Raw genomic sequence first — 17,543 nt, 5'->3', positions numbered from 1 at the left:
CAAATCCCAGTGAGTTCGATAAAAATCAAAATCTTATTTACATCATTTTGGTTAAAAATATTTTTATTTTGCAGTAATCCATATATTTAGCCGTCCTAAATAAACAAACCAAACCTTAATGTCTATTTACAACCCGGCAGCAGAAAAAATATTGCTACAAAAAATTGCCGCTGACGATGAATTGGCCTTTAAGCATGTTTTAGAACTCTACAAAAACAATATTTACAGTTTTGTTGTGAAATTCGTTTATTCTAAAGCTGATGCTGAGGAAATTGTACAGGATACTTTCTTTACTATTTGGCAAAAAAGAGATATCCTTCCCAATATTGAGCACCCACGCAACTACATTTACACTGTTGTTCGCAATAAAACGTATAATTACTTAAATCGAGTTGCTAAAAACAAAAAATTAGTGGCCCAGTTGTGGGCGAACATGCAAGTTGAAAGCAATAATATTGAAGAACTATCTGATTTAAAAGATAGTGAAATGCTTATTCAAAGCGGCTTACGAAATTTGTCTCAACAAAAACAGCAAATATTCAAAATGAGCCGCGAGGCTGGCTTAAGTCACGAAGAAATTGCAGAACACACTGGTTTATCGAAAAGTAGAGTAAAGAATATTATCGTCGAAATTTTAAAATATCTACGTTATTACCTTTCATCAAATACCATCAAAGTCAGTATATCGCCAATTCTCGCTTATCTATTTTCATAATATAACTTTGTAAAGTGCGCCAAAGCTTAAACTTACCTTAATTAAAATACTTCATCATAAATTGATCAATTACTTTAGAAATAGACTTTACATACCCTAATCTATTTTTATCGTTTATTCGCACATCTCCATTAAACTCTAATTGGATGGCAGATATATTCCCGGAAAACCTGGAACCGTGCCTTGCTGTATTGTAGCCTCCATTGAAATATCTTCCGTCTGGAAAAATCTGTATATCAACAGGATTGGGATTTGATTTTGAAGGCGTGGCTAATATTCCGATGTTGTTAAGCAAGGTACCTAATGCATATTCACCTCTAACCAACTCCGTCATGGTTGCTTTTCCACTTTTTACCATTGCTTTTACACTCGATTCATCTGCAAATTGTTCTAAATCTTCTGCGACAAAATCTTTGCTTTTCAATAACAATCCAACTTCCGTTCGTTGTGGCCGATGCGCATTGCCATGAATATCCAATAATAATCCACCTCCGTTTTTTGCTATTTGTTTTTTTGCAACACTAATGTATTGATGAAAAGCCCTCCACGCGGCTTCGGCATTTCCATCGCCTTGCGCAGCCATAGACATTGCTCTGTTTGCATCTAATTTACTCCTGTGTAAATGGTTTAAAATGATATGCGGCCTCAATCCGGTAATTTGTTTTATTTCATTGGCCAGCTCTTCTGTTAGTTCCAGGGTTTTTGAATCAGATATACCTGAAAAACTTTCTGTATCACCGTAGTTGTTGTCATCAGCTTTTAATACAAAATCTTTTGTTCGGGTATGCATAAACTCAGGCCGTAAATCTCCGCCATGAGGCGCAGTTAAAATCAGTCTGGATTTGGCATCTCCTGCAATGTATTCAATTGCCGTTGCGTATTCCCCTGTAGTGGAAGTAACTTTGAAGATATAGCTTTTTCCCGGCTGATATCGCTGAATACTGTCTTGAAAGGTTAAGTTTTTGAAAACTTTTGCCTGCGTATCGGCAATGCAAAGTGTTAAAACTAAAATGGCGATTATTTTCTTAAACATGGTTCTGGCTTTGATTTTTATTATAGACTCTATACTTTTTCAATAGGACCGGATAAAATATTTTTTATTTAACGGTCCTATATAGCTTCACAACTGTCTATGTATAAAAAGGTACTTATTACCTTAACCAAACATGTCAGAAAGCTATAATAGAATTAACGGATTACTCGAGCAATACGTAAATAAAACCATCTCGGAGCCCGACTTTGCAGAGTTGTTTGACTATATCAGCAAAGAGGAGAACCAATACATTCTGGATGATTTTATGAAAAAGGCAGAAAATACCAGCCTGCCGGATTCAGATCTGCAGGATGTAGATTGGAACCACATGTACACAAACATAGTGGCCGATAAAAAACATAAATCAAAATTCACATTTATACTAAACATCGGAAAAACCATTACAATTGCTGCCTCGCTTTTTATGATAACCTATATAGGTTATAAATTTTTCGATACTCAAAGCACCAGCCATCCGATAGCAAAAATTGCAAAACAAGATCTTCTACCCGGTAGTGATAAAGCCATTCTGAAATTAGCAGATGGCTCTGAAATTATTTTAAATGATGCTTTAAATGGCGTTTTAACACGGCAAGGCAAATCTAACGTTAGTAAAAACGATGATGGCTTTATTGAATATAATGAATTAAATGCTGAGGGAGAAAAAAAGGCTTATATGAATACACTATCTACCCCACGTGGCGGACAGTACAGACTTATGTTACCCGATAAAAGTCTGGTGTGGCTTAACGCCCAGTCATCCATCACATTTCCGTCGGCCTTTATCGGCAAGCAAAGAAAGGTATCCGTTACTGGTGAAGTTTATTTTGAAGTGTCGAAAGATAAGGCCAAACCATTTATAGTAGAGACTGGTGGTGCAAATGTAGAAGTACTTGGAACTCACTTTAATGTGAATGTATATCCTAATGAAGAAAATGCGGCTATTACACTGTTAGAAGGCTCTATTAAGCTCGTCCATAACTATACTTCGAAAATCCTTATACCCGGACAGCAAGCTGTTTTCAATAAAAACAAAAACGATGTCCAATTAAGAGATGCTGAAGTAGATAATGTTGTGGATTGGAAAAATGGCTTATTTATTTTCGAGGACGCCACTGTTCCTGAAGTGATGCGGCAAATAGAAAGATGGTACGATGTGGACGTAAAATACATTGGGAAAATTCCTGATATAAAATTTAATGGCGTAGTAAGCAGGAATAATAATGTATCGAAATTATTAAAGCTACTTCAAACAGCCGGAAACATTGAGTTTAACATTAATAACAAAACAATAGAGGTAAAAAAAATAAATAAATAACAATATGAAGTAAAGCGGAAATACCCATAGCAAAAAATCTTCCCGGTTGCAGCCGAGAAGATTCAAAAGGCTGCAAGCAGCAGTTTCAGGCTATAAAACTATCAACTTATCCATAAACCAAAACCAAACAAACTTATGAAAGATTGTCTACAATCTAAAATGGGCAACCCCGTGCCCAAAACAATTACAAAACTAAAGAAAAGAAGTTATGCATTTAAAGCTTTTTTGGTCATGAAATTTACAGCAATAATTATTTTTTGTCTGGCCTTGCAGGTTAGCGGTAAAACAATGGCACAAAGGATTAATTTATCTGCGAACAATGCTAATTTAAAAACGATATTCAAAGAAGTAAGGAAACAGACCGGCTATTATTTCATTTTCAGCAATGAGGTTATTAAAAAAGCTAATTTAGTTAACTTAAATGTAAAGGATATTAGTTTAGGAGGCCTGCTTGAGGTTATTTTTAATAAACAGCCCCTATCCTATTCTGTAGAGGATAAAACCATTGTTATTAGCATTAAACCTGAAATTAAATCGGCAAAAATTGATAGAATAATTTCAGGCACTGTGACCAGCAATGATGATAATAGCATCTTGCCGGGAGTTTCTGTACGAGTTAAAGGCAAAAGTGGCGGCACAATCACCAATTCGGAAGGCAAGTATTCTATCACTTTAGCCGACGGAGAAACAACTTTAACTTATTCTTATTTAGGTTACGCCAGTAAAGAGGTTGTGGTTGGCACAAGTAATACACTAAATGTTCAATTAATGCCAGAAAATAAACAACTTGAAGAAGTTGTTGTTCAGGCATATGGAACAGTTAGAAAAAGTGCCTTAACCAATTCAGTATCAACAATAAGTGCAAAAGAGTTAGAATCAAGACCGATCTCAAATTTAAGTACGGCGTTGGTAGGGGCTGCTCCCGGTATTCAAACTACAACTGGCAGTGGTCAGCCTGGAGCCGGGCCGGCGGTACGTATTCGCGGATTTGGAACAATTAATGGGGGTTCAGACCCACTTTATGTGGTCGATGGTGCTCCGTATGAAGGTGCATTAAACAACCTCAACCCTGATGATATTGAAAGTATTTCGGTTTTAAAAGATGCATCAGCTTCTGCGTTATACGGGTCAAGAGCCGCTAATGGCGTAATTTTAATTACTACTAAAAAAGGAAAAGACAGCGCGCCTGCCCTAACCTTTAAAACTACGCAGGGATTAAATTCAAGAGGTTTACCGGACTATGATAAAGTAGACGCTTACCAATATTATCCATTGTTATGGGAATCGATGCGCAACAGTCTGGTATCTGGTGGAGCAACGCTCGGTGCTGCTAACGCACAAGCATCAAATAACATTGTTGGTTCATTAGTTTCAAATCCATTCAATGTTGCAGATGATCAGGTTGTTTTAACTAATGGTACAATAAACCCCGCAGCCAGCTTAATCTACCCCGAAGATTTAAACTGGAAAGATCAATTACGACGAACAGGTTTAAGGAGCGAATACAATGTTAATTACCGTGGCGGAAGTAATAAGAGTGATTTCTTTGGTTCTTTGAACTACCTGAAGGATGAGGGTTATTCTGTATTAACCGATTTCAACAGATACAGCGGACGGGTAAATATGAATTCACAGATTAAGAAATGGATAAAAACAGGCATAAACCTTTCCGGGTCAGTTCAAAAAACAAAAGTGGGCAACGAAGATAGCGGAATCTGGGAAAACCCTTTTTATACTGACCTGATTTTTGCCCCGATTTATGCTATTCACAAACACAATGCTGATGGAAGTTATGTTTTGGATGCACTTGGAAACCAGGTTTACGATGAGGGATACACCCGCCCTATTGCGCCTGGAAGAAATGTTTTAGCCGAAACTGAATTCAATGATAACTTTACCGAAAGAAATTTTGTTAGCGGACGTACTTATGCAGAAATTTCTTTTCTGAAAAACTTTAAGTTAACCACTAACTTCAGTCTGGATTTAAACAACTACAAATTCAGCGCTTTTGATAGTCCAATTATTGGCGACGGACTCACATCTAACGGGAGAAGTAATCGCACAAATTCAACAACGAGAACCATTAACATTAACCAGTTATTAAATTATAATCGTTCATTTGGCCGCCATAATATTGATATCCTGGCTGGACATGAAGCGTATCAGCGCCGCTACGATTACAATTTTGGTAGTGCTGCCGGCCAGATTGTATCTGGATCAACCGAACTAAAAAACTTTGCAAACATCCTTTCCTTAACCTCATACCAGGATAATTATAGAATCGAATCTTATTTTGGAAGATTGCAATACGATTTTGATGGCAGGTATTTTGCATCGGCCTCCTACAGAACTGATGGCTCATCAAAATTCTCTCCGGAATACCGTTGGGGTAAATTTTGGTCTATTGGTGCTGGCTGGCAAATTAGTAAAGAGAAATTTTTCAAAGTTGACTGGGTAGATAACTTAAAACTTCGTGGATCTTATGGCCAAGTTGGTTCTGATGATTTGGGCGGTTATTATCTATACCAGACTTTTTATGACACCGGCTTTAAAAATGGGAATGAGGCTGGTATAAAACAATCGTTGGTTTTAGGAAACGAAGAAATTCAATGGGAATCGAACAACAATATGGATGTTGCGTTAGAATTTGGATTGCTTAAAAGCCGTATTTCTGGTAGCGTAGAATATTTCAATCGGTATACGGATAACCTGCTGTTCAATGTCCCATTGGCACTCTCTTCAGGCTTATCTTCACAAAATCAAAATTTTGGGAGTTTGTACAATCGCGGTGTAGAAATACAACTTGATGGAACGCCAGTTAAAACCAAAAACTTTAGATGGACCGTCGGCATCAATTGGACCAGACTCACGAATAAAATTTCAAAACTTCCATTTGATGAGTATATCGACGGGACCAAAAAGTACATGGTTGGTCAATCGAGATACGATTATTGGTTAAGAGACTATTATGGTGTAGACCCTGATACTGGTTCAGAACTTTTTGTTGCAAATGCATCAGCAACCGGCACTAAAACAATGCCCGACGGAACTGTGGTAACTGCAAGTGGAAGCAGCGCCCAATACCATTATGCAGGATCCGCAATTCCAGATTTTTATGGAAGTATTAATAATACTTTTACTTATAAGAATTTCTCACTTGACTTCCGATTCATTTACCAGGTTGGTGGGGTTTCTTTCGACGGAGATTATCAATCGTTGATGTACAACGGAACATACGGACGGGCTTTACATGTTGATGCATTAGAACGCTGGCAAACGCCCGGACAGATTACTGACGTTCCAAAAAGAACTATCGGTGGAACGATGTATGATAGCGATCGTTGGTTAGTAGATGCATCTTACTTGTATTTAAGAGCGGCAAACTTTAGTTATTCTCTACCGAAAACACTTGCAAAAAGGTTAACAATTAGTAATGCAAGGGTATTTTTAACCGGAGAAAACCTTTTTATGAAATCACATAGAAAAGGTTTTGATCCATCCCAGGCATACAACGGAAATTCGAGCTATACTTATGCTCCGACCAGAATTATTTCTTTGGGTTTAAATGTAACGCTTTAAAAATATATCATGAAAAATTGTAAAATCACTTCAGTATTCATGCTTATCGTAGCATTGTTTACCTCATGCAAAAAAGATTTCTTAGAAACCTTCCCTACAGATCAGGTTGCGCAAAGTACAGCTTTCGAATCCATTGCAAATGCAAAACTAGCTGTTAACGGAATGTACCGATTAATGTATTTACAAATATCCAATCAATCGCAGGATGCCCATGGAGCCATGATGTTAAACATGGATGCGATGGGTGAAGATTTTGTCTGGTCGGGCAATACATACAGTTATTTTAAACCTGCATTGAGATGGGTTGATCACAGAAGTGCATCTAGCTCACTTGCCGCATTTCCTTATCTATTATATTACCGCATTAATAGCAATGCCAATATGATTATCGAAAACATAGATAAAATTAGTGGCGAAACCACCGCTAAAGACGCCATCAAAGGCGAATGCTTAGCGGTTAGGGCTTGGTGCCACTTCAATTTGGTTCAACTTTATGGCAAGCGTTATGAAGCCGGGAAGCAAAATATACAGCCTGGTATTCCGATTGCTATTTCAAATGATGGGGTAGATCAGCCACGTTCCACTGTTGAAGCGGTTTATGCTCAAATTAATAAAGATTTAGATCAGGCAATAACATTACTTGCAACAGCACCTGTTCGTTCCGCTAAAACACATATAAATTTAAATGTTGCTAAGGGTTTTAAAGCAAGAGTAGCTTTAACCATGCAGGACTGGACGAATGCCGCGAAATATGCCAAAGAGGCGAGAACAGGTTTTTCATTCATGACAAACGCTGATTATCTAAGCGGTTTTACCGTAATTTCAAATGCAGAATGGATGTGGGGCGCAAACCAATTAGCAGATCAGGTTCCAACCTATGGCTCATTTTATTCTTATGTTTCGGGAAATTTCAATTCTTCATGGAATAGATTGGAACCTAAAATGATCAATTCAACATTATATGCAAAAATTGCTAATACAGATATTAGAAAAAAATTATGGTGGGATGGTACCACGGCTGATAAAGTTAACTTCCCTGGTGCAATTGATGCTGCAAGCGGAACAGCCGCTTCCGGCGTAAAAGTGATTAAGTACATGCACCGTAAGTTTAAAGTGCAAGATGTGAACAGCAGAGCAGGCGACATTCCTTTCATGCGTGTTGCAGAAATGTACTTGATTGAAGCTGAGGCATTAGCAAGAGCAGGTGGGCAAGATGCCGCCGCAGCCGCTGCACTTTATCCTTTAGCAGTAAATCGTAATCCAGGTTATATATTATCTACAAAATCCGGCACAGCTTTAATTGATGAAATTATGGTACAGAGACGTATTGAACTGTGGGGGGAAGGTTTCCGTTTTTATGATTTGAAGCGTACCGATTCAGATATGGATAGAAATGGAATGGATAATCCGAGGGTAAGTACATCTGTAACTTACACCGATATTGCTTTTACCTTATTTAAAGCAAGGGCATCTCAAAACAATCTTTGGGAATATAAAATCCCGCAGGATGAAATCGATGTTAATAAAGCAATCGGACCTGAAGATCAGAACCCGTAACGCTCTTCGATAATATTAAGTAACAGGCTGCCCGGGCAGCCTGTTTTTTTGTCATCACAATTTTTTTTCCATATGATTAAACTAAAATACATTCTACTTAGTGCATTCTCTACTGTCTTATTTTCTTCCTGTAAAACCCAACAGTTAGTTGCAAAATTAAATCACATTGATTCGGCGACAGCAGTCAGCAATTTTCAAAAAAAAAAGGTTTATAAGTTTAATAACAATCAAATTCTTTTTACCAATAATTTCGCAGCTGCGAGAGCGAACTCCATAACACAGCAAAATGACAGTACATTTAATATTATTATTAAGCCCGAAAATGAACCGATTAACCCAAGCCCCTGGTTCGCTTTTAAAGTTTGGTCTGCCATAGAAAAAAAAATCCATATAAAACTTAATTACGAAGGCACTTCACACCGGTATAATCCTAAAATCCAACACCGAAATCAAATTTGGGAGGATGTTGCAAATGTTAGAATAAGCGATAGTAAAAAAGAAGCATCTTTTAGCATTAAAGTTTCTGCAGACACAACGCTGGTTGCAGCGCAGGAACTGATAAGCGCAGCCGATAATTATAAATGGGAAGATAGTTTAGCCACGCTGCCATTTGTCAAAAAGCAAAAAATTGGTCAAAGCATATTAGGAAAAACAATTAATGCCTTGAGTATCGGAAATAATGAAAAACGATTGATTGTTGTTTTAAGTCGCCAGCATCCGCCTGAGGTAACCGGTTATATGGCTATGCAGGAATTTATACGAGCGGTAACTTCTGATACGGAATTGGCAAAAAACTTTAGAAAAAACTACCAACTGTTGCTTATCCCTGTCATAAATCCTGATGGTGTAGATGAAGGGAATTGGCGTCATAATGTTGCCGGTGTAGACTTAAACCGCGATTGGGAAAATTTCCTACAGCCGGAAACCAGATCGGTAAGAGATTATTTACTTAAGAAAATAGATCTGCAAAATGCAAAAGTTTATTTTGGAATTGACTTTCATTCCACTTACTATGACGTTTTTTATACGAATGAAGACCAGCCGGCCAACAAGACAAATATACCTGGGTTTACAGCGAAATGGCTCAGTGCTTTTAGCGAGCGTATTCCAGATTTTAGGCCAAACGTTAAACCATCTCCCAATGGTGGAAATGTATCCAAAAGCTGGATGGGTAGAGTTTTACATGCTGAAGCTTTAACTTATGAAGTAGGCGACGACACGCCAAGGAGATTACTGAAACTAAAAGGGAAGATAGCCGCAGAAAAGATGATGGAGCTACTGCTGGCAACTCCGGACAATAATTAAGATATCGATAAAAGAGCCCAGTTGAATAGCTAGCTTGATTTAGCATTTCTCGGGGCTCTCTTAATATTAGATAGCTTAATTATACTAAGGCTTAATATCAATTACATCGCCATCTGTAAAAATACCGAATTCAGCCTTTGAAAATTTTAACAAACCGTTAGCTGTATTTTTTAATTCTCTGGGATTAGCAATACGTATGACCTGACTTTCGCCTGCAACAGTAGCTTTATTGCCATTAACAATAATTGCTGTGCTCTCATCAATGCCAATACCAACCATATTTGGATGAGCTGCCAAAGCAGATATTAAACGATTATAGCGGTTACGTTTAAGAAAATGCTGGTCAATAATCGTATTTTCCAGCAAACCCATTCCGTAAGAAAACTCAATGTTTTTATCCCAAAGTTTATTAAAAGTTTCCTTATAAACTGTATCTAATAGTTGTTTTCCGGTAATCATGTATTTACTCATTACCGCTGCACCTGCACTTGTTCCGGCTATTGTAGATCCGCTTTGGTATGCCTTATGAATTGCATCATAAACAGGCGTATTCAAAACTACTTTCATAAAACGGCTCTGATCCCCGCCTAATATATAAATTAACTTTGCCTGCGTTAAAGAGTCCGTCCATTTTTTATCGTTAACATCATGTTTTGCAAAGTTAAAATTCCTGATGGTCCTGTTATCCAGTTTTTTCAGTTGTTTGGAAAGCGTTTCGAAACCAGCATCAGGAACTTCGCTAGCCATTGGCAGTACAATAATATAATCAGTTGATTTCAAATTAGCCGTTTGAAGCATTTTTTGCATCAACTCATCCGATCGGTTTCCACCGCCGATAATAAATAAACTGCCTTTATTCTGAGCTTTTAAATGAAAAAAGCTCATTATAAAAATCAGTGGCAAAAATAGCTTTTTCATCTGTATATAAGTGTTTTTAATGGTGATGAAGCTATCAGATTTTCATTCCACTGTGTGGCTTGGAAAATCATCATGGTCTCCTTATTTATAAATGCTTACTTCTATTTTACCATCAGCAGTTATTGCACCACGATACATGCCCTCTGTATTAAAAGGCATTGCGATGTTTCCCTTTTTATCCAGGGCGATTAAGCCACCGTCTCCACCCATTTTACCAACCTTGTCGATGGCGATTTTTGATGCTGCCGAAACAGATAAACCTTTATATTCCATTAAATCTGATATGTTTTTAGCAACAACATTACGAATGTAAAATTCGCCCCAGCCCGTGCATGAAATCCCGGCCGTTTCGTTATTGCAATATGTTCCGGCTCCAATAATTGGTGCATCGCCAACACGTCCATATTTTTTATTCGTCATACCGCCGGTTGATGTTCCTGCGGCCAGGTTACCACTTTTATCTAAAGCAACGCAACCTACTGTACCAAATTTGTAATCATGGTTCTTACTACCTAAAAGTTCTGATTTTTTACTTCCATGATCCAATACGGCCTTTGTAGAATCTTCCTTAATTGCTTGCTGTAAGCCATCCCAGCGTTCTTTAGTCCAGAAATATTTCGGATTTACAATTTCTAATCCCGCATCCTTTGCAAATTGATCTGCTCCTGCGCCAACCATCATTACATGTTCGGATTTTTCCATTACTGCTCTTGCTGCAGAGATTGGATTTTTTACGGTTGTAACACCTGCTACGGCACCTGCCATTAAAGTTTTACCATCCATAATTGCAGCATCCAATTCGTTTCTGCCATCATGGGTAAAAACAGCTCCTTTACCAGCATTAAAATGCGGATCGTTTTCTAAAACATGAATGGTAGCCTCAACAGCATCCAAGCTTGTCTTTCCTGCCTGAATTTTAGCATAACCAGCTTGTAAAGCTTCGGTTAAAACCTTAATATAAATGGCTTCTTTTTCTGGTGTCATGTTCTTTTTCAGAATTGTTCCTGCACCGCCGTGAATAACCATAACGTATTTTTTCTGCTGTGCAGAAACTTTAATTGCCAACACAAGAAATGTTAGTACAAAAAATAATCTTAATGCTTTCATCTTATTTCTATTGATCTTTTTTATTTAAAACTCCGTTATCAATCCACCACCAATACCATTTACCACCCCTGGCGTCGGCAGCCATAAAGTTAGCAACATTAAAATTACCACCGCCATTTACAGATGCTGCAATTTCATAAACGGACACTGCCTTTTCACCACGGCTCCAAACGGCCTTTTTATTTGCTTCCATTTGTTCGGGTTGCTTTCCTTCATCCGAGATCATGAAGTAAGCATAACTGTAGGGACGGTTTGCGGAGTAATCTCCAAAAACCTGCGCTTTTCCATCTTTATCAATACAAACTGCCGTTCGTTCATCAGCAGCAATCCCCCTGGCGGCAATTTTCCAGTCTTTGTTTATCCGACCCAAAAAAATTAAAGATCTGCCCTCTCTGCTTCTTGTTAAATAATGCTGATCGGTAATCACATTTTGTAAATAAGGTGCTTTCAGAAAGTCGTTGTTATAAAGGGTTACATTCGTGTCGTAAGGATCTGCCAAAGCTTGCGCGGAGGTTAAACCACCCGTTTCACCGCTATAATAAAAGCCACCTAAAATGGCGCAACCGGCACTTGTGCCGCCTACAGGTGCTTTTTTATAGTTCAAAAGATAATTTAATGCTTGTGCTGTCTTGGTACCTTTCCAATACCGCATATAATCAGATTGATCACCGCCTGCAATGAACACCATTTCGGCATTGCGAATTATATAAGCAACGGTATCGTTATTCGCGAGTTCTTTTGAATTAATTAATAAGGTTTCTACAGAGTTTACAGCCCCAAGGCCATTAACATAGGGATTATAAGCATCAGTGCCGGAAGCACGTAAAATAACAACGTCACCTCCGCCACTTCTATCAATCATCCATCTGAAAGCAGCATCCACATCGGTTCCACCGCCCATCAATACCATACCCCCGTTTGTTGGTTTAACTACATTGCTGCTATCGCCAATAACACCGATTGATGCAGGCCTCCGTTTTGTAACTGGAACCGTTACCCCGCCACCGCTTAAAGGTGGCCCTGGAGAAACCGCAGTTTTACTACAGCCTATAACCGAAATACAGCAAGCCATTAACAGAAAAAAAAGTATTTGCTTCATATTTGAAGTGATTAGGGCTTTATCAAAACCATGTACGTTAAAAGATGGTGATAAAGCCCGTATTTATCAATAGCCCGGATTTTGAACGGTATTTTTATTTACAGAAATTTCCAACGCAGGAAGTGGTAAGGCATATTGAGCCTGTGTCACCGGTAAAGTCACCGCTCCAGAAGCATTTACAGCGTCGGCAGCTAATCTGACAACCGGTAAGTTCCGCCTTTTTAAATCATAGAAACGATGGCCTTCAAAAGCAAGTTCTTTGTAACGCTCCTCAATAATTGCAGCTATTAATGATGCTTTATCACTGAACGTCTGATTAACATAGGCGTTTATCCTGGCAGCACGCAACATATTCAAGTCGCCTGCTGCATCTCCGGTTGACTCTGCTTCTGCCTCTGACTTAATTAAATACATCTCTCCTGTACGGAATAATTTAATATCTGCCAAACCCGGTGCTGTGGTAGTACCACCAATGTATTTGTTAACAAGATATTGCGATTTTGTACCTGTCCTCGTTGCATCGAATTTAATATAAGCAGCATAACGTATGTCGTTAACCTTATCAAAAGCATTTACTAGCTTGAAAGCCGGCGCATATAAAACAATACCACCAGTTTGGCGATAATAGAAATCACCCACTCTTGAATCAGTTGTTCCCACACGCTTCGCTTTCCAAATTACTTCACTTTCATTTGCATCTGTCCAAATACCTGGAAACTGGGCCTTGGTTGCAAGCGGATAAGCTGCAATAACTTCATTAGCGTATGCAATTGCCTCAGTCCAGTTTTTCTCGTACAAAGCTAATCTTGCCCGAATTGCAGAAACCGCTGTTTTTGTGATGCGGGTTCTGTCTGTAAATGACGTCGGGATTAAATCTTTCGCCAAGCCCAAATCAGCCTTTGCATTTGCGACAACAACCTCAAAATTATCTCTTGCTGGATAAGAAATGGTTGATATTTTCATATAAGGCACGCCCAATGCCCCGGTTTGATACGCCGAAGCATAATTACGTAAAAGCTCAAAGTGAAAATAAGCCCTCAAAGCAAGCAGTTCACCACGGTAACGGCTACCTGTTGCTAAATCCGCACCCGCTAAAGTTAATGCATCAAGGCCAGCAAGTGTTCTGTTAACCCTGTCGATTGCCGTATAATAACTTGCATAAAGCGAAGTTACCGAACCGCTTCCTGCGGTATACAGCCATCTGAAAGCATCACTATTTCCAACGGTGTTTTCTGTGGGAAATGTGGCTTCATCCGAAACTGTCGAAACCAAACTTATCGGAGTATAATCTACTAACGCATACGCACCTAACAGGCCTAAATTGATGTCGTTAATGTTTCTAAAAGCCTTATCAGGCGATATGGTATCCGTTGGAGCCAAATCCAATTTTGTACATGACGATGTAAGAACTAACAACGAAAATATAAGTACGTATTTTTGATATATTTTATTAATCATTGCTATAATTAATTAAAAGTTAACATTTAAACCTGCAGTATATGTTCGGGTATTCGGGTATTGAAAACGACCATAAACAGCATTATTTTCTGGATCTAAACCTCTCCATTTTGTCCAGGTAAGCAAGTTCTGACCTTGAATAAATACTCTTATACCTTTAATAATTTTAGTTTTTTCCAAAATTGTTTTAGGAATAGCGTATCCGATGGTTACATTTCTCAACCTTAAGAATGATGCATCCTGAATATCTTTCGAAGTAAAGTTTCTAGGCACGTCAAATCTTTGAAGGATGGCGTCATTGCCAGAATCTCCCGGCACCTGCCACCTGTTCTCCAACATCCTTACACTTTGATTGCTAGTAGAATAGCGCTGATTTTCATTATAAAAATCTTCATTATTCCAACGCATAACATTTGATACGAATGAAAATAAAGCGGAGGCCGTAATTCCTTTATAACTTAATGAAGTGTTAAAACCGCCCGTAAATGTTGGGTACAAACCACCAGAATTGGTTGTACTTTGCGTATTTACATTATAAGTTGTTGTAATACTGCCATCAAGATTATAATACTGCGCGTCGCCGGTTTGAGGGTTGACACCTGCCCAGTCTGGCGCAAAATATGTCCCATAAGGCAACCCTACTTGCAAAATCCGGGTGTCACCATCAGGATAGGAATCTGTAACATCAGTTACATGAAGAATCTTGTTTTTGTTATAACCGGCGTTAACCCCAACAGACCATAAAAAATTTCCGGTTTTGATCACATCGCCGTTTACTTCGAATTCAATACCCCTGTTTCTCATCTTGCCAGAACTTAAGCTCAGCAAAGAAAACCCGGAAGTGGCCGAAGGCGGTTGATCGATAAACATATTCGTTGTTAATCTGTAATAGTAGTCGGCTGAAATACGCAGTCGGTTTTTTAATATCGCTAAATCAAAACCTACGTTTGATTCCTTAACGTATTCCCAGTCATAATCTGCATTACCTGCAGCTGATGGTCTGATTGCGGCAACCCCTCCATAAGATGTACCTACAGTATAAGTTGGCAAATAGGTAAAGTCGCCACCAAATGGGCTTGCAGTAATACCATAACTTGCCCTGATTCTTAAATCATTAATCCAGTTGTTGTTCTTTAAAAATTCTTCTCCCTTAACATTCCAGTTTGCGCCAAAAGAATAAAAGCCATGCCATTTATTTTCAGGTGCAACTCTTGTTGAGCCATCGTAACGATAACTTGCGGTTGCGGTATATTTATCATTAAAGGTGTATCGGGCAACACCCATAAACGATGCTAAGGCACTTTTAGTTTTACCACCTGTTGTTGATGGTAAAAATACTGCGCTATTGGTTACACCCGCTGGCGTTTCAGGTAAACGACCATCGATACCGTAAGCACTGAAACCAAAAGAATTATAATTATTGTAAACATATTCATAGAATGCTGATGCTTCAAAATCATGCACATCATTGAACTTTTTGGCATAGGTTAAACCCGTGGTAGATATAATGTTAAAATTTCTCCGGCTAGCATCTGTTAACCTGCCTCTTCCGCCTAACGTATTGGCCACACTCCTTGATCCGTAATACGAATCCGGGTTTACAAACTGTTGATCAGTAGATTGCCGATAATCGATACCAGCCCGTGTTGTTATTTTTAGTTCCGGTAAAATCTGATAAGCAAATGCGGTACTGATGATGGATTTAAACTGGTCCGTTTTATCGGATGAATTTAACAAACGTTCTAATGCCTGGCTACCTTCCCTTTGATCTAAAATGAAATATTGAGATCGGTTTCCGGGATGAACCAGCGTACCATCGGAAGCATAAGGATTTTCATATGGTAAAGCATAATAAACCGAAGCCATCGCTGTGCCTGCACCTGTTCCGCCTTCTCCTTCGGTAAAACTTGATTGAGAATAACCCAGCGAGAGGTTTACGCTACCGCTGAACTTGTCATCTTTAAAATCTAGGTTACTTCTTAACGAATACCTGTCTAAACCGGTGCGTTTTGCAACACCTTCCTGACTGTAATAATTTAATGAATTGTAGAAACGTAGATTTTCATTTCCTCCGCTAATGCTTACCTGTTGCTCCTGAAATTTTCCTCTCTGGAAGAAAATATCCCTCCAATCCGTATCAATTTTTTTCAAACTATCGATGATAAAATCTGCTCTTGCCCTTGTTGTCGCAGTGCCGGCAGCGTATGATGGATTCTTAGAAGAATATGTCCAGCCCGGCCCGATATTACGGCCAAAGCTTGCACCAATTTCTTCTTCAAATTGTAAGCGTTGTTCCGTATTCATCATGGTAAAGTTTGGTCTGCTTAAATTCGAAAAACCGTATTGCGAAGTATAGTTGACAGCCAATCTACCGGCTTTTCCTTTTTTGGTCGTTAATACGATTACTCCATTAGAACCTCTGGATCCATAAAGCGCTTTCGCTGATGCATCCTTTAAAACCGTTGCCGACTCAATATCTTCAGGGTTGATGGTTTGGAAATAACCGGCTTCGATTGGTACACCATCCAAAACGTATAAAGGAGTAGACGAACCATTTACGCTACCGATACCACGAATGACAACCGCTGCACTTTGGCCTGGCTGGCCTGATGTCGAAATTACGCTCATGCCCGGAACCCTGCCCTGTAAAATTTGATCGACGGTTAAGCCGGGCACGTTATTAATCTTATCTGCTGTAACTAATGAGCTGGCTGCTGCAGATTGAGTTTTGGTATAATTGGTATAGCCTGTTACCACAACATCGCTCAATGTTCCTGAAGACGGTGTCAATTTCAATGAACCCAGTTGTGGTTTAGCTGCAACTTCCCTATCCGCATAGCCGATATAGGAAATTACCAAAACAGCACCTTCATCAACATTTCTAATAGAGAAATTTCCATTGTTATCCGTTGCATAAATTGCTGATTGCCCTTTCACGTGAACAGATGCTCCAGGCATTGGATTCCCGTTTTCATCAACAACTTTCCCGGAAACATCGATTGCTTTTGAACCTTCATTGCCAATTGATTTTGAGAAAATCAGGATGGTATTTTCCTTAATTTCCCAACCAAAAGGTTGCGATTTCAAAGCATGTGTTAATACATCTGAGAGTTCGGCATTCTTTAAATCGATGGTTACCGGTTTAGATTTTTGCTGAATCAAATCTGTATCATACAAAAAGAAATACCCCGTCTGGCGTTTAATTTCTTTTAAAATTTTTACCAGGGGAGTGTTTTTCTGACTTATATTGATGCGTTGAGAAAATGCATTTGCACTTACCTGAAGGCAAAAGACAGTCATTATGAAAATAAAAAGTTTCATAGCCCTAAGAAATTGATGATTAAAATAGTTTTGAGTAAAATCCTTTGGCTTATCTGCCGTGGATTTATTACTTCGAGTGTAAAAATTCATACATTCAGTTTGGTTTAAGGTTAAATTGATTAGTTTTTATAGG

Annotated in this window: 11 protein-coding genes; 5 read left to right on the top strand and 6 right to left on the bottom strand. The window is 38.6% G+C overall.

Going from position 1 to position 17,543, the window contains the following annotated elements; translation table 11 throughout:
- Positions 1-118: 118 nt before the first annotated feature.
- Positions 119-715, top strand: coding sequence for an RNA polymerase sigma factor (locus ASF92_RS19390; RefSeq protein ID WP_056097341.1), 597 nt, complete (start codon positions 119-121; stop codon positions 713-715).
- Positions 716-752: 37 nt separating this feature from the next.
- Here the strand turns inward: ASF92_RS19390 and ASF92_RS19385 are convergent, their stop codons facing one another.
- The gene (locus ASF92_RS19385; protein WP_056097340.1) at positions 753-1,748 is read right to left on the bottom strand and encodes a hypothetical protein; all 996 of its coding nucleotides are present in this window, start codon (positions 1,746-1,748) and stop codon (positions 753-755) included.
- Positions 1,749-1,881: 133 nt separating this feature from the next.
- Here ASF92_RS19385 and ASF92_RS19380 point away from each other — a divergent pair, with 133 nt between their 5' ends.
- From ASF92_RS19380 to ASF92_RS19365, 4 genes are all read left to right on the top strand, one after another.
- Positions 1,882-3,066 carry a FecR family protein gene (locus ASF92_RS19380; protein ID WP_056097338.1) on the top strand — a complete coding sequence of 395 codons (1,185 nt, stop codon included), beginning with the start codon at positions 1,882-1,884 and terminating at the stop codon, positions 3,064-3,066.
- Positions 3,067-3,201: 135 nt separating this feature from the next.
- Complete coding sequence (locus ASF92_RS19375) at positions 3,202-6,645, top strand: TonB-dependent receptor (protein ID WP_082489638.1); 3,444 nt, start codon at positions 3,202-3,204, stop codon at positions 6,643-6,645.
- 9 nt (positions 6,646-6,654) lie between these two features.
- Positions 6,655-8,202, top strand: a complete 1,548-nt coding sequence (locus ASF92_RS19370) for a RagB/SusD family nutrient uptake outer membrane protein (RefSeq protein ID WP_056097335.1) — start codon at positions 6,655-6,657, stop codon at positions 8,200-8,202.
- A 72-nt stretch (positions 8,203-8,274) separates the two neighbouring features.
- Complete coding sequence (locus tag ASF92_RS19365; protein WP_056097333.1) at positions 8,275-9,507, top strand: M14 family metallopeptidase; 1,233 nt, start codon at positions 8,275-8,277, stop codon at positions 9,505-9,507.
- 84 nt (positions 9,508-9,591) lie between these two features.
- On the opposite strand, the gene ASF92_RS19360 is transcribed toward ASF92_RS19365, so the two are convergent.
- The 5 genes from ASF92_RS19360 to ASF92_RS19340 form a co-directional block, all read right to left on the bottom strand.
- A complete protein-coding gene (locus ASF92_RS19360) occupies positions 9,592-10,425 on the bottom strand; it encodes a cyanophycinase (RefSeq protein WP_082489637.1) in 834 nt (277 codons plus the stop codon).
- A gap of 81 nt (positions 10,426-10,506) precedes the next feature.
- Positions 10,507-11,532 (bottom strand): isoaspartyl peptidase/L-asparaginase family protein, encoded by a 1,026-nt coding sequence (locus tag ASF92_RS19355; RefSeq protein ID WP_056097329.1) that lies wholly within the window; start codon positions 11,530-11,532, stop codon positions 10,507-10,509.
- Positions 11,533-11,539: 7 nt separating this feature from the next.
- Complete coding sequence (locus ASF92_RS19350; RefSeq protein WP_056097327.1) at positions 11,540-12,631, bottom strand: cyanophycinase; 1,092 nt, start codon at positions 12,629-12,631, stop codon at positions 11,540-11,542.
- Positions 12,632-12,697: 66 nt separating this feature from the next.
- Entirely contained in the window at positions 12,698-14,089 is a 1,392-nt protein-coding gene (locus ASF92_RS19345; protein WP_056097326.1) for a RagB/SusD family nutrient uptake outer membrane protein, read from the bottom strand.
- Between the two features lie 12 nt (positions 14,090-14,101).
- Entirely contained in the window at positions 14,102-17,500 is a 3,399-nt protein-coding gene (locus ASF92_RS19340; protein ID WP_082489636.1) for a TonB-dependent receptor, read from the bottom strand.
- Positions 17,501-17,543 lie beyond the last annotated feature (43 nt).

It is taken from the genome of Pedobacter sp. Leaf176 (assembly GCF_001424305.1).
In the GTDB taxonomy this organism is placed as follows: domain Bacteria; phylum Bacteroidota; class Bacteroidia; order Sphingobacteriales; family Sphingobacteriaceae; genus Pedobacter.
This window is presented reverse-complemented; position numbering and strand designations above follow the sequence as displayed.